Here is a 13,005-nt window from a genome sequence, read left to right as displayed (position 1 = left end):
CCCCGTGGCACGGGGCGGGAAGGAGGTCCCGATGTGGTCCGCGACTCTCGGTGCTCCCACGGCGCAGACACTGGTCTCGGCAGCTGTGGCGGCACCGTCCGTGCACAACACCCAGCCCTGGCGGTTCCGTCTCGCCCCGGACGGCGCGACGTTCGAGGTCCTGGCCGCGGCGCACCGCGGGCTGCGGCACGCCGACCCCATGGGCCGCGCCCTGCACCTGTCCGTCGGCTGCGCGGTCCTCAACCTGCGGGTGGCGGTGGCCCGGCTCGGCCGGGAGCCGGTGACCCGGCTGCTGCCCTCCCCCGGTGAACCGGAGCTGCTCGCCACCGTGCGGCTCGGCGGGCCGGCGCGGGGTGCGCCGGCCGCCCGGCTGTACGAGGCGCTGTGGCACCGGCACAGCAGCCGGCTGCCCTTCTACGACGTGCCGGTTCCCCTGGCGGTCCTGACGGAGCTCGCCGAGGCGGCGCACTACGAGGGCGCCGTGCTGAGCCGGCCCGGTCCGCGCGAGACGGAGCGGCTGCTGCGGCTCACGTGGGACGCCGAACACCGCAACAGCGCCGACGCCGACCGGGCCGCGGAGAGCCGTCACTGGGTGCGTGAGCCGGACGAGGAGCGTCTCGGCCTGCCGCCCGGTGTGCTCGGGCCGCAGGACTTCCGGGAACGGCTTCCCCTGCGGGACTTCGGCGCCCACCGGCACCCGTCGGACCTGCTCTCGCGTTCGTTCGAGCGCAGTCCCTCGCTCGTCGTGCTGTCGACCGCGCACGACCGGCGGACCGACTGGCTGCGGGCGGGGCAGGCCCTGGAGCGCGTCCTGCTGGTGGCCACCGCCCACGGGCTGCGCGCCTCCTTGCTGCATCAGGCCCTGGAATGGCCCGACCTGCGCGAACAGCTCGTCCCCGGCGCGGACGGCCGCAAGGCTCACGCGCAGATGGTGATCCGGCTCGGCTACGGCCCGGAGGGCGCGGCGACACCGCGTCGGCCGGTGGGGCAGGCGATGGACGAGGACGCGTGGGACGTCACCGGCCCGCAGGTCCCGGCCCCGTCGAGGTGACGGTCACGGCGCGCAGCCGGCCGCCGGTAGTACCGGCAGCCGGCGTGTCATGGCCCGGTCTCGGGGGTGTCCCGTCCGGTGCCGGATCCGCTTCGGGAACGGTCGTGTGCAAGGTGGTGTCCGGGCCCAGACCGACCAGGTGCAGGAGGCGCCGGTGCAGCGGATCGGTGACCACGACGGCCAGGCGGTGCCGGGCGGCGCTGAGCCGGACGGCGGTACGCAGCAGGGCGTTGAGGCCGCTGCCGTCGATGAAGGTGACGTCCCTTAGGTCGACGACGGTGTCGGCCCGCGCGCCGGGGGTGCCGTCCAGGAAGTCGCTGCCGGGGGGAACCGCGAGCACGTCGATCTCGCCGTGCAGCTCCACGAACTGCCGCCGGCCGTCCCACCACCGGCGGACCGTGTGGGACGGACCGCCTGTCCACCACTCGGGCATCGTCGCCTCCTCTTCCCGAAGCCGCTGGAGCGCTACGGATTCGCCGTCCCGGTTGTGTTCCGCCCCTGTCATACCGGTAGGGGTACGCCGGGCAGGAGGGGCCGGTCGGCCCCGCTCCCGGCCCTTCGGGCGCCACCGGAGGTGAAAGGGCGCGCCGGGGCGTCCGACCGCGCGCGCCTCGGGTGGTCCTGCTGGCGGGCCGCTACGTCGTGGGCCGCGGGTGGCCGGTGAGGGGGACGCGCCAGCGCAGGCGGGTGCCGCCACCGGGGGGTGTCTCCAGCACGAGGCCGCCGCCCAGTGCGGCTGCCCGGACCTCCAGGTCCGCCAGTCCGCCGAGGACCACTCCCTCGGGAATCCCGGTGCCGTCGTCGGTGACGTCGACGGCCAGCATCCCGTCCCCGGCGACGAGATGGACGTCGACGGACCGGGCACGGGCGTGCCGGGCGACGTTGTCCAGCGCCTCGGTGAGCACCCCGGTCACCTGGTCGGCGACGGGACCGGGCGTCGCGCCGTCCGGTATGCCCTCCATCCGCAGGACGGGGGTCAGGCCGAGGGGCCCGGCCGCCTGCTCCACCGTCGCCGCCACCCTCGCCCACAGGGTGGATACCCCCGGCTGCTCCCGCAGGCGCAGCCTCAGGACAGCCGAGCTGATCAGCTTGATGGTGGTGTCGACGTCGTCGACCAGCCGCGTCAGCCGTTCGACGGCCTCCGGCGGATACCGCACCAGCCTCCGCAGCGCCTCCAGCCCCATCCCCAGGGCGAACAGCCGCTGTACGGCGACGTCGTGCAGGTCGTCCATGACGCGTTCGCGCTCCTCTTCCGTGGCGGTCCGCCGTGCGTGCTTCCTGCGCTCGGCGAGTTCGATACCGACGGCCGCCTGGGCGGCGAACCCGACCAGCGGGCCGGTCTCCGCCGTCCCGAAGGACGCGCGTCCCTTGCCCCGGGCGAGCAGCAGGACGCCGCGGGCCGGTCCGGCGGCCCCCAGGGGCACGAGTACGGCCGCTCCGAGACCCAGTTCCTCGCCGGCACGCAGTTCGCGGGAGAGATCGTCGACGACGACGGCCCCGCAGCCGGTGAACGCCGCCGCCAGGGGGCCCGCCCGTGGAAGCGGTCGCAGGCCGGCGAAGAGTTCCGCGCCCTCGCCGACGGCGACCGCCGTGCGCAGCACCTGGGCGCCGTCCGCGCGGACGAGGACGGCGCCCAGGTCGGCCGAGACGTTCCGCAGGGCGTGCCGGGTGACCATCCGCAGCACCTCTGTCTGGGGCCGGTCCGCCAGCAGGGCGGAGGTGATCTCCGCCGCGGCGGCCAGCCACGTCTCCCTGCGGCGCGCGTCCTCGTAGAGCCGGGCGTTGTCGATCGCGACGCCGGCCGCGACGGCGAGCGCCGAGACCACGGCCTCGTCCTCGGCGTCGAACTCGGGCGCGCCGCGCCGGTTCGTCAGGTACAGGTTGCCGAAGACCTCGTCGCGGACCCTGATGGGCACCCCGAGGAACGACCGCATCGGCGGGTGGTGTTCGGGGAAGCCCCGGAAGTCGGGGTGACCGGCGACGTCGGCGGTCCGGACCGGTTCCGGGCACTGGATGAGCGTGCCCAGCAGGCCGTGGCCCCTCGGCAGCGGCCCGATCCGCTCCTGGATCTCGTCGCTCATCCCGACCGGCACGAAGGCCGACAGATTCCGGTCCTCCCCGATCACGCCGAGCGCTCCGTACTCGGCGTCCGCCAGGGTCACCGCCGCCTCCACGACACGGTGCAGCACCTGGGACAGTTCCAGTCCACGGCCCACGTCCAGCACCGCCTGGAGCAGGGACTGCACCCGGTCGCGCGTGCTGCGGACCGCGCCGATGCGCGCGTGCAGCTCGTCCAGCAAGTCGTCCAGCCGCAGCCTGGGCAGCGGTTCGCCGCTCTCCGTGCTCACGTTGCTCTCCCCACCCTCGGTCGACGGCTCGACCGGGCCCGCGCTCTCGGCGGAACCGGGTACGGCACCGGCCCCCGCAAGCATCCGGTCGGCTCGTCGTGTACCAGGTCATCGATCGCCCCCGTTCCCCCTCGGCCGGGCACCTCTGGGTTCCGGGGTGGGGTGGCGCACGGCATCGTGGGAGGAGGGAGGCACCGGGGACGCGAGGACCGGACAGGCGGGCAGCACGGCGGGGACGACCGGTCCCGGACTCCGCCGTCGGCACTGCGGACGGCACGGCGCTGAGGATTCTCCTCACGGCAAGTCATCTCCGCTGCACTGGTCGTGCTGATCCGGCCGGGGTCCAGGGCGCTGACCAGGAGACTACGGCCGTCCCGCCTCCCGAGAGCGGCGCGTTCTCGACAACCGGCGTCCGACCCGGGTGTCACGGGCGCGAATACGCCGAACCGACCAGGCGGGCAGGTCCGGACGGCCCCCTCTCCTCCCGGACGAACGCAGTAGGCGCGTCCACGTCGCCGCACCCCCGGCCGGCCCTCCCCGGGCGAAACACTCGGTGCGCGGACCTCCTGACCGGGGGCTGTCCGTCACAGAGCGCGACCGACCCGACGCCGTAGAGTGCCTCGACGGCCGGGACCGAGACGCCCGCGGCGAGTTCCCCTCCCCCGGCCTCCTCCACGCCTGCCGGCGGTCGCGGCGCCCCGTACCGTATGCGCCCCCTTGTGTGTTCTTCCTACGTCTGTTGCGGGCCGACCGTCCCCACGGAAAGGGCCGACCGGCCCGTTCGCGGGCACAGCTCGCCGCCCCATGATGAAGCCGGAGGCTGGGCACCAGGGGAGAAGGGCGGCGGTGTGCGGCCAGGGACGTCGCACCGCGCCGGAGCGTGCCGGTCGCCGCACCCGCGCCCACCGCACCCCAGGAGGTGTCCCATGAACCAGCTCTCACCAGCCCGTGACACCGATGTCCTCACGCCTCGCAGAGCGCTCGCCGAGCCTCCCGGGCTGATCGAGGTCACCCATGTCGCCAACCGGGCGTTCGCCCTCTTCGTGCGCGACCACGAACTCACCGTGGACCAGCCGGTCGAGGAGGGCGGCGACAACGACGGGCCCACCCCGCTGGAACTCTTCGTCTCGGCACTGGCCTCCTGCGCCGCGTCGGACGCGACGCGCTTCCTGCGGCTCCTGGACCAGCCGTACGAACACCTGCGGGTCAAAGCGGACTTCACGCTCGCCGACGGTCCGGCACCACGCATCACGGGCATCCGCCTGCGCGTCCTGCCGCCGACGCCTCTCACCGCGGTCCTGGAACAGAGTCTGCGGGCGGTCGTCGGCCGCTGCGCCGTGCACAACAGCCTGTGCGCTCCTCCCGGGATCACGGTCGAGATCGGCTGAGGCCGGGACGTCAGGTCCGGTCCCCGCGGGCCGTCCGGCGCACGTGCGCGTCGGGGCCGGGGAACACGAGGGTCACCTCGTGCGTCTCCGACCAGCGCACGTCGTAGGGGGGCGTGCCGTCCTCGTGACGCAGTCCGACGATCTCTCCGTCGCGCCGGGTGACACCGGTGGTCGGGCTTTCGACGACGAGGATGTCACCGATTCGGGCTCGCATGGTCACCACCTGCTTCCGCGGACTGTTCCCGTTCCTGAGACGGCCGCCCTCCCCGGTGCCGGCTCCGCGGACCGTACGGGGATCCCCTCCGACGACGACGTCGTTCCCCGTCCCGACCGGTGCGGACCCGGCACCAGGGTGGGCGGCTCACCCCCCTTCCCGAGAGGCCGTGTACGGCATCCGTTCCGGGAGGAACGGCGTCGCCGCACGTCTCACGGGCACGTCTCCCACCGTTTCATCCCGGACGGCACCGGAGCATGGGCCGAACGGCTCACTTGCCGGTCCGAAGGGCCCGCTTCCCCCGCGCGCGACGGTGGGGACGACATCGCGCAGTTGAACGGCCCGGTCCAGGTGTGACGGGCGTGGGCCGGTGGCGGTCACCGCAGGAGGTTCAGCGGGACCGTGTCCTCGATCACCGGACGGCCGTCCTTGGGCGAGTTCCAGTACGCGGTGAGCGTCCCGGCGCCGGAGCGGGTCGCCTTGTAGGGGATCGTCACGTCGAACGTGCCGCGGGTGCCGGTTCCGGAGGTGGCCGTGACCCGGACGTCGGCCGCGGTGTGCTTGGCCGCGTCGGTGAGCTTCAGCCTGAGCGTCCCCTCGAAGGTGTTGGCGCTCCCCCACACCCGGACCGGGGTGCGGACGGTGTCGCCGATCAGCGGCGACTCGACGAGGACGAGCGGCGCCAGGTCCTCGAAGTCGGCGCGGCCCACGGGGTGGTCGAGGACGATGCCCTCGCCACCGAAGACCGTCACCGGCTTGCCGTCGAGTTCGAAGCCGACCTTCTGGATGGACGGGAAGCGGGTCGCGGTGAACACGACCTGTGCGAGCCGGGCCCGCATGGAGAGGGTTCCGCCGCCGTCGTCGTAGCGGCCGGTCAGGTCGACCGTGGCGACGTGCCGGCGCACCACGACGGAGCGCAGCCGGGTGCCGGCCGGGATGGCGGTGGTGCGGCCGTGGTCGCGTTCGTAGCGGTCGGGGCCGGCGAGGAGCGTGCGCAGGGCGCCGGCCACGGTGGTGGGCATGGCCACGGTGCGCGGGGCGGGCGAGACCTGCTCGCCGTGCAGGAAGTACACCGAGGTCCGCATCCCCTGGGGCCCGGTTCCGGGGCGCATCGGCATACCGGAGCCGCCGGGTGTCCCGACGGCGCCGGAGCACCCGGGACCGCCGGGGCCGTACAGGGAGCCGGAGTTGCCGGTCGTTCCCCCGCTCGTGCCGTCCGTGTTCCCGGTGTTCCCGGTGTTCCCGGCGGTGCTGTTCCCGCATGCCGTCGCCAGGGACGCCGCCAGCGCGACGGCCGTGGCGAGGAGCAGCGGACGGTGGATCCGGCGCGTGGCCGGTTTCGCGGTGCTCATGGCGGCCTCCTCCCGACGGTTCCATCCGACACCTCTCCCCCAGGCATCCCCAGTGCCGAACGGGCAGGCGTCGCTGGTCTTATCCAGGGTTGTCAAGTCCTTTTGCTGATCAGAGGCCTGTCGGTCACTCAGCTACGTTAGGCACGTTGCTGGGCGTCCGGTTGCCGGGGCCAGTCTGGGTTGTGGCGGTCGGACCAGGGGGCGTAGTGCCAGCCGGGTTGGTGGAGCTCGTCGCCTTCGTCCTGGAACGAGTGGCGAGCCACCTGACGAAGAGGTCTTCGGCCGCCGGGATCTTTTCAAGCAGCCCCTTGAGGGCGGATGTGTCGTCGGGATGCTCTTCGAGCCCGAGGCTGAACGGCGAAAGCCCCGGATGTCTCTGCATCGGGCTGCCGGGGCCTTGCCAACGATGCTCAGGGGCAGCCCTTTTCGGGCTCAGGGGGCTGACGCCGGCCGCTCAGTTGGTCGCCGAGGGGGCTGCGGCGGTACAGGACCTGCCGTCCTGCGCGAGCCCGGGTGACGAGGCCGGTGGCGTACAGGACGCGCAGGTGCTGGGACACGGCGCTCGGGGTGACCCTGAGGCGGCGGGCGATCTCGACTGTGGGCAGCGGCTCAGCGAGGAGGCTGAGCAGTCTCGATCTGGGAGCACCCAGAAGGGACACGAGAGCAGCCGCGTCAGCGATGGGCGCCGGGACCCAGAGCGTCGCCACTCCGCGGCTGGGGTACGCCAGCATCGGCGGTTCCTTCGGGCTGACAGGAGGCGCGGGCTTGTGAGCGAACACGGACGGTACGAGTAGCAGCCCTCGGCCGGATGCCGCGACGCGGTGCCTGCCGATCATCTTGTCGATGTGCAGCACGCCGTTGTGCCATCGCAGATTCGGGTGCATGTCGGCGAACAGCAGGCGGGCGCCTCCCATGGCCAGTTGCCGCGCACGGTAGGTCATGTCGGCTTCCAGCAGCAGCTGGATTTGCGGCCACGTCGGCTTGATGGCGGCCTCCCAGTACTGCCGCAGGAGCTCGCAGAGGGCGTCGCGGAGTCTGACGACGGGCGCGTCGTCAGCAGCGGTGGCAGCGTGCAGAGCACTGGGGAGCGGGTCCGGCGCGTGCGTGGCCAGCAGATCGCGGCGGACCAGTTCGGCGGAGGTCTGGCGGGCGACGGCCAGTTCTTCTTCGAAGGCTGGGGCGAATCTTGCAGGCCGCGGCGTCAGGAAGTCGGGAAGGGCGCGCCTCGCCGCTACCAGGGACATGAGCAGGTCGGTGTCGAGCGCGCTGAGTCTGCCCAGAACGGACCTGCGCCATGGGAGGTGAAGCGCGGACAGTCCTGGCTCGCGCAGCACCCGCAGGCTGAGCACGGTCTCATGCAAGGGCGATACGGCGAACCGTGTGTCCGCGAGGTCCTCGGCGTCGACTCTGTTGCGCATTTCGGCTGGGGCTATGCGGTGAGTTGGCAGGCGAGGCGGGACAGGCGGCTTGTCCGGGGCCTGCGGGGTTGATCGTGTTGTTGGCTGGTCCAGTGGGCGTCGAGCCGGACGATGTTGATCGCGGTGGCGGAGAGGGCGTGTTGGAGGGTGACCTTGGGCAGGCCGCGGTAGCGGGCCCGGCGTAGGCCGGTGACGTCGAGTGCCTGGTTGATGGTGCCTTCGACGTCGGCGCGAATGGCGTACTTGGCCTGCCAGGTGTCGCTCTTCTGCTCGGCGCGCGCGGCGGCGACGGCTTCGTGCAGTTCCTTGGCCCGCAGGGTGAGCATGCGGCTGCCGCGGGCGGCGGTGATGCAGCGTTCGCGGGAGGGCCAGGGACGGCAGTCGGAGCCGGCGATCACGATGGCGTCGTGGCCGTGCTGCTTCACGGGGTACCAGCCGGTGCTGGTCCGGCTTTCCGGGCAGGTGACCCGGCGGGTGTTCCAGTCGACGGTGAAGGCGGCCTTGTCGAAGCCCTCGGCGGCGCGGGCCTGGCGGGAGTGGTCGGCCAGAAGCGGGGTGACCATGGTGACGCCCTCGCGGGCGGCGGCCACGACGAGGTCGGCGGAGGGTTAGCCGGAGTCCAGGTAGTGCTCGCCGGGCTTGACCTGGTGCTCGGTCAGGCGCCGCTGGATGCCGACGGTGGCGGTCACGTCCGGTGCGGTCGAAACCGTGGTGGCGACGTCCGTGATCAGGTTCGGGGCCCCGCCCGCGGTGGGACCGGCGTCAACCGCACCACCCGTGTTGCCGTCCGTACCCGTGCTGTCCGTGCTGTCCGTGCTGTCGGTGTCGCAGGTCTCGGTGAGGTGGACCTTGCATCCCAGCCAGAACAGTTCGTCTCCCTTGGCGGACCAGCGGGCGTCCGGGTCGTAGGGGGAAGCGAGCCGCAGATGGGAGGGCGGGACGCCGTCGCTGTCGGCCTCCCGCTTCCTGACCACCTTCCCGTCCCCGGGTGTCGCGGATAACGTGGTAGGTCTGCACGAAGATCCGCCGCAGCAGTCCCACCGGCTCCGTCTCGCGCAGCAGCACGAGGGCGTCGTTACCGTAGACCTGGGCGAGATGGTCCCGTTTGGTCTTCGACGACGGCAGTCGCCAGGAGTCCACGCGGTCGGGTGTTCACGAGTGGGGTTGATCTGCGGTGTCGAGAGGGGCTTGAAGATCGCTTCCCATCTGCAATGTGATCGTTTCCCGTATCTGTTGGGTCCAGGGCAAGGTCATCCGCTCACTCGGCCGCACGCCGCCCACCCCGAGATCATGCTGGTCTGGGCCGACAACGCTTACGGCGGCGCGGAGTTCACCGCCTGGGCGCAGAACACCCTCGGCATCACCATCAAGGTCGTGCCTCGCCCCGACGACGCGAAGGGCTTCATCTTGTTGCCGAAGCTGTGGGTGGTGGAGCGCTTGAACTCGTGGACGATGCGGGCCCGGCGTAAGGCGAGGGACTACGAGCGTCTCATGTCCCACGCCGAAGCCCATGTTCAGTGGGCCTTCATCACTCTCATGCCCCGTCGGCTCGCCCGCCGGCACCGCCGCTCCGAGGCGGTGCCGGCACAAGACCAGCGCACGGCAGCCGCCTGAGAAGCCGTTGAGCAACTTCCCCTTGCGCCCCTGTCTGAGAGGTCATACGCCAGCGAGTTCGCGATACGGCCGGTCTATCCGGATTCTTAGCCTTTCCCATAGGGAAGTCCCTCAGTGGGCCCTTTCGCCTTCACATCGGTGGTGGCCCTGTAAGAGTCGGATTATTCCCTCGGTCGCCGCAAGCTGGCACCCAACGGCGCGAGAGGCCTGCCCTGTGGCACTGACACGGCAGCTGTAGATGTGGCTGCGTCGTAAGTTGAGGCTGGTCACCGGGATGGCGGGGTGCCTGCGGGCGTGAGTACGGCCACCGTGATCATGAACGTTTGTGACGACGTTTCAGAACCAGGTGGTCGCGGAGGCCGCGATAGCCGAGCAGGCATGGACGGCGGCGCTCGGGACGGTGACCGACGAGATCGCGGACTGTTTCGAGCGCCGTGAACCACGGGCCCTGGTCCGGGAGATGACCGAGGCGATGCTGATGGAGCTGGACACGCGCAACTGCTGGACGCTCGCCGAGGCCCTTGGCCACCGCGGGCCGCACCGGCTGCAGCACTTCCTGTCGCGCGCGGTCATCGATCACGACCGGGCCCGGGACCGGATCACTGCCTGGACGGCAGCTGAACTCACCGATCCCGACGCGGTGTTGATCGTGGACGAGACAGGCGACGAGAAGTCCTCCACGGACTGCGTCGGCGCGGCCCGCCAATACTCCGGAGCGCTGGCCGGTATCGGACTGTGCCAGGTCGCCGTCCACCTCACCTGCGCAAGCCGGCACGGGCACGCCCCGATCGACCGGGCCCTGTACCTCGGCGCCGAGTGGGCCGCCGACGAGGAACGGCGCCTGCTCACCCACGTCCCCGACGACGTCATGTTCGCCACCAGACCCCAGATCGCCGCCGCGCTGCTCACCCACACCCGCGACCTGGGCATACAGGCACGGTGACTGGCCGGCGACGAGGTCTACGGAGGCAGGGAACTGCGGCACGGCGCCCGCGCACCCGGCTTCGGCTACGCCCTGGCCGTCCGCACCGGCCACCGCGTGGACACCGCCGTCGGCCGCCTCACCGTCACCGGCCTCGCGGCCCGGGTCCCGAAGAAGAGCCGGATGCGCCTGCGCACCGGCCACGGCCTCAAAGGCGACCGCCACTACGACTGGGCCATGCTCGACATCCAGCCCGACGGCACCCCCGACACACACCGGCCCGGGCGCGCCGCCGTCCTGGTCCGCCGTCACCGCTACACCCGTGAACTCTCCTTCTACCGCTGCCACTCGGCCACTCCCGTCACCCTGGCCGATCTTGTGGATGTGGTGTGCCGCAGGTGGCGCGTCGAGGAGGACTTCCAGACCGCCAAGGGCGTCCGCGGCCTGGACCAGGGCCAGACCACCTGCTGGAACTCCTGGATGCGCTGGACTTTGATCAGCATGCTCGCCGCCGCAGTCCTGGCCGTCACCCGCGCCCGCACCGCCACGGCCACCACCGCCGGCAGCGAGCTCGTCCCGGCCGGCGGCCGGGAACTGCTCCGCCTCCTGAGGATCACCGCCCTGCCCCGTCCCCGACGCGACCGCGACCACCTCCCGCGCTGGTCCGCCTGGCGCCGCCACCACCAGCACCAAGCCGCCGAAGCCCACCGGAGATGGAACAACATCACCGCCACCACAACGGCCTGACCAGCAAACACCCCACCGATCAAGGAACTACAGCTGCCGTGTCGGTGAGCCGAGTGCGATGAGAATCGTGGTGCGGTCCGTGACTGTGGTGCGGCGGGCGAGCGCGGCGTGCAGGGTGCGGCCGAGAGTTTGTCCGGCGCCGCCGATGCCGAGGGCCCAGGCGGCCTGGCTGGTGAGGTGTACCCGCGTTCCAACAGGAGCGGGACGAGGGCAACGACGACGTACCCGTGCCTCGTAAGACGCGGTCGACACCACGCCGCGCTTGGTTGGGTCGCCGTCCCTACCGACCACGACTGGCTTCCCGCGAAGCTCCGGGTGACGCAGTTGCTCGACGGCGGCGAGGAACTGGTCCATGTCCACGTGCACCACCCACTCGCTCACACCGGCAAGGCTTACCCCATCGGGAGGCGCTTCTTGGCTTCCTCGTAGAGGTCGGACGGTAGCGGGCCCTTTTCCGCGATGTCGATGTTGCCCGCCAGGTGGGCCGGGTTCGCGGTGCCGACGATCGTGGTGGACAGGCCGGGGTGGCTGAGCGTGAAGCGGAGGATGAACTCCTGCTTGTCGATGCCTGCCTGGTCGATGAGGTCCTCGATGCCCGACGTCTCCCAGTTGCGCTGGCCGACACCCGGCTGCTGGGCGAGCGGACCGACGGTCCAGTTCTTCTCCTGCGACGCCGCGCCGCGGGCGGCCCCGCCGCGGATGAGTGTGCCGGTGCCCTTGTCCGCCGCCTCGGTAATGAGGTTCTCGTGATCGCGTTGTACGGCCGAGTAAGGGATCTGGAAAGCGTCGAAGACGTTCATCGCGAGGTGGTCGGGCAGGTTGGGCAGGATGCCCGACATGCCGATGAAGCGGACCTTGCCCTCGGCCTGTAGTTCCTTGAGCATCTCGACGGTGCGGTTCTCTTCGAGCGTGGCCCGGCTCGGTGACATGTGCACCTGGACCAGGTCGAGGCGATCGGTCCGGAGCCGGCGCAGCGACTGCTCGACGTCGGCACGGACGTTCGCCTGGCTGTAGTCGTGCGGGTAGGGCGGCGGCGTGTCGGCGGGCGGCTCGATCGGGCAGCCGCACTTGGAGGCGAGAAAGAACTCGTCCCTGCGGTGGGCGAGGTGCGTGCCGATGAGCTCTTCGCTGCGGCCGTAGTCGGGCGAGGTGTCGATCAGGTTGATGCCGCCGTCGAGGACCGCGTTGAGCAGCCGGCCGGCGTCCTCGTCGGTCAGCTCTGGCCCCCTGCGCAGCCCGCCCAGTTCCATAGCGCCGTAGCCGAGGATGGCCACGTCCGTGCCGGTGTGCCCGAGGGCACGTGTCATGATCGCCATGCCGCTAGAGTGAAGCACCATTCACCTTTCGTCAAATGGTCCCGGAGGGCTCCATGACCTCACCCCGACCGCTGCGTGCCGACGCGGCCCGCAACCGCGCCCGGATCATGACCGCGGCACATGAGCAGATCACCGAGCACGGGCCCGAGGTGTCGATGGAGCAGATCGCCGCTGCCGCGGGCGTCGCGGTCGGCACCCTGTACAAGCACTTCCCGAACAAGAGCGACCTGGTCACAGCCGTGGTCGCCACCTCGTTCGAAACACTCGCCGACGACGCCGAAGAGTGCCTGCAACGCGAGAGCCAGGGTTCACCCGCCATGGCGGAGCTCACCGGCTTCCTCAGCCGCGTGATGGACACCGTCGCCCACAACCGCGCCGTCAAAGCAGCCGCGTACGCGCTCGGCGCCGACCACGCAGCCCACCCCGCCAAGCAGGAGGTGGAGACCCGCGTCACCCAGGCCCTCGGCCGGCTCATCCGCACCGCACAAGCCCAGGGCGGTCTGCGCGCCGACTTCACCCCCGACGACCTGTACCTGATGCTCTCCACCCTCCCCGCCGACCAGCCACCCACCGCCCGCGCCCGATGGCTCGCCCTCCTGCTCACCGGGCTCACCGCCCGCTGACCGACCGCGGGG

At 71.6% G+C, this 13,005-nt stretch carries 11 protein-coding genes and 4 pseudogenes; 5 read left to right on the top strand and 10 right to left on the bottom strand.

Translation table 11 applies throughout. The annotated features are described in order from the left end of the window. Nucleotides 1–31: 31 nt before the first annotated feature. A complete protein-coding gene (locus J8M50_RS47090; protein WP_010360445.1) occupies nt 32–1,051 on the top strand; it encodes an Acg family FMN-binding oxidoreductase in 1,020 nt (339 codons plus the stop codon). On the opposite strand, the gene J8M50_RS47085 is transcribed toward J8M50_RS47090, so the two are convergent. Together J8M50_RS47085 and J8M50_RS47080 are read right to left on the bottom strand one after the other, a co-directional pair. Further along, on the bottom strand, nt 1,017–1,556 hold the full coding sequence (locus J8M50_RS47085; protein ID WP_119612696.1) for an STAS domain-containing protein: 540 nt from the start codon (nt 1,554–1,556) through the stop codon (nt 1,017–1,019). The genes J8M50_RS47090 and J8M50_RS47085 overlap by 35 nt on opposite strands. A 130-nt stretch (nt 1,557–1,686) precedes the next feature. After that, entirely contained in the window at nt 1,687–3,483 is a 1,797-nt protein-coding gene (locus J8M50_RS47080) for a sensor histidine kinase (RefSeq protein WP_010360447.1), read from the bottom strand. Nucleotides 3,484–4,325: 842 nt separating this feature from the next. Between J8M50_RS47080 and J8M50_RS47075 the strand changes: the two genes are divergently transcribed. Beyond that, a complete protein-coding gene (locus tag J8M50_RS47075; RefSeq protein ID WP_010360448.1) occupies nt 4,326–4,787 on the top strand; it encodes an OsmC family protein in 462 nt (153 codons plus the stop codon). Between the two features lie 30 nt (nt 4,788–4,817). On the opposite strand, the pseudogene J8M50_RS47070 reads toward J8M50_RS47075, so the two are convergent. The 5 genes and pseudogenes from J8M50_RS47070 to J8M50_RS47050 form a co-directional block, all read right to left on the bottom strand. Then, a pseudogene (locus J8M50_RS47070) lies at nt 4,818–5,001 on the bottom strand (DUF1918 domain-containing protein); the annotation flags it as partial. A gap of 377 nt (nt 5,002–5,378) precedes the next feature. Further along, the gene (locus tag J8M50_RS47065; RefSeq protein WP_010360450.1) at nt 5,379–6,353 is read right to left on the bottom strand and encodes a GerMN domain-containing protein; all 975 of its coding nucleotides are present in this window, start codon (nt 6,351–6,353) and stop codon (nt 5,379–5,381) included. Between the two features lie 410 nt (nt 6,354–6,763). Beyond that, the gene (locus J8M50_RS47060) at nt 6,764–7,771 is read right to left on the bottom strand and encodes an ArsR/SmtB family transcription factor (protein WP_010360451.1); all 1,008 of its coding nucleotides are present in this window, start codon (nt 7,769–7,771) and stop codon (nt 6,764–6,766) included. 11 nt (nt 7,772–7,782) lie between these two features. After that, a complete protein-coding gene (locus J8M50_RS47055; protein WP_010360452.1) occupies nt 7,783–8,361 on the bottom strand; it encodes a transposase in 579 nt (192 codons plus the stop codon). An 18-nt stretch (nt 8,362–8,379) separates the two neighbouring features. After that, complete coding sequence (locus tag J8M50_RS47050; RefSeq protein ID WP_010360453.1) at nt 8,380–8,745, bottom strand: hypothetical protein; 366 nt, start codon at nt 8,743–8,745, stop codon at nt 8,380–8,382. Between the two features lie 316 nt (nt 8,746–9,061). On the opposite strand from J8M50_RS47050, the gene J8M50_RS47045 reads away from it, so the two are divergent. Next, on the top strand, nt 9,062–9,385 hold the full coding sequence (locus J8M50_RS47045; protein WP_010360454.1) for an IS5/IS1182 family transposase: 324 nt from the start codon (nt 9,062–9,064) through the stop codon (nt 9,383–9,385). 325 nt (nt 9,386–9,710) lie between these two features. Then, a pseudogene (locus J8M50_RS50510) lies at nt 9,711–11,054 on the top strand (IS701 family transposase). 39 nt (nt 11,055–11,093) lie between these two features. Here J8M50_RS50510 and J8M50_RS47030 read toward each other — a convergent pair. From J8M50_RS47030 to J8M50_RS47020, 3 genes and pseudogenes are all read right to left on the bottom strand, one after another. Beyond that, nucleotides 11,094–11,275, bottom strand: a pseudogene (locus J8M50_RS47030) (MFS transporter); the annotation flags it as partial. Nucleotides 11,276–11,291: 16 nt separating this feature from the next. Next, nucleotides 11,292–11,408 (bottom strand): annotated as a pseudogene (locus tag J8M50_RS47025) (Y-family DNA polymerase); the annotation flags it as partial. A 38-nt stretch (nt 11,409–11,446) separates the two neighbouring features. Next, nucleotides 11,447–12,370 carry an aldo/keto reductase gene (locus J8M50_RS47020; RefSeq protein WP_010360458.1) on the bottom strand — a complete coding sequence of 308 codons (924 nt, stop codon included), beginning with the start codon at nt 12,368–12,370 and terminating at the stop codon, nt 11,447–11,449. Nucleotides 12,371–12,423: 53 nt separating this feature from the next. On the opposite strand from J8M50_RS47020, the gene J8M50_RS47015 reads away from it, so the two are divergent. After that, entirely contained in the window at nt 12,424–12,993 is a 570-nt protein-coding gene (locus J8M50_RS47015; RefSeq protein WP_029184666.1) for a TetR/AcrR family transcriptional regulator, read from the top strand. The last annotated feature ends 12 nt before the right edge of the window (nt 12,994–13,005 follow it).

This window comes from Streptomyces acidiscabies (assembly GCF_020010905.1).
GTDB classification, from domain to species: Bacteria; Actinomycetota; Actinomycetes; order Streptomycetales; family Streptomycetaceae; genus Streptomyces; species Streptomyces acidiscabies.
The sequence above is the reverse complement of the archived record's forward strand: the minus strand, read 5'-3'. Positions and strand labels throughout refer to the sequence as shown.

Coding starts and splice junctions, on each gene's coding strand:
- J8M50_RS47080 (WP_010360447.1), bottom strand. CDS start 3,483: ATGCTTGCGGGGGCCGGTGCCGTACCCGGTTCCGCCGAGAGCGCGGGC.
- J8M50_RS47045 (WP_010360454.1), top strand. CDS start 9,062: ATGCTGGTCTGGGCCGACAACGCTTACGGCGGCGCGGAGTTCACCGCC.
- J8M50_RS47075 (WP_010360448.1), top strand. CDS start 4,326: ATGAACCAGCTCTCACCAGCCCGTGACACCGATGTCCTCACGCCTCGC.
- J8M50_RS47020 (WP_010360458.1), bottom strand. CDS start 12,370: ATGGCGATCATGACACGTGCCCTCGGGCACACCGGCACGGACGTGGCC.
- J8M50_RS47090 (WP_010360445.1), top strand. CDS start 32: ATGTGGTCCGCGACTCTCGGTGCTCCCACGGCGCAGACACTGGTCTCG.
- J8M50_RS47085 (WP_119612696.1), bottom strand. CDS start 1,556: ATGACAGGGGCGGAACACAACCGGGACGGCGAATCCGTAGCGCTCCAG.
- J8M50_RS47015 (WP_029184666.1), top strand. CDS start 12,424: ATGACCTCACCCCGACCGCTGCGTGCCGACGCGGCCCGCAACCGCGCC.
- J8M50_RS47065 (WP_010360450.1), bottom strand. CDS start 6,353: ATGAGCACCGCGAAACCGGCCACGCGCCGGATCCACCGTCCGCTGCTC.
- J8M50_RS47060 (WP_010360451.1), bottom strand. CDS start 7,771: ATGCGCAACAGAGTCGACGCCGAGGACCTCGCGGACACACGGTTCGCC.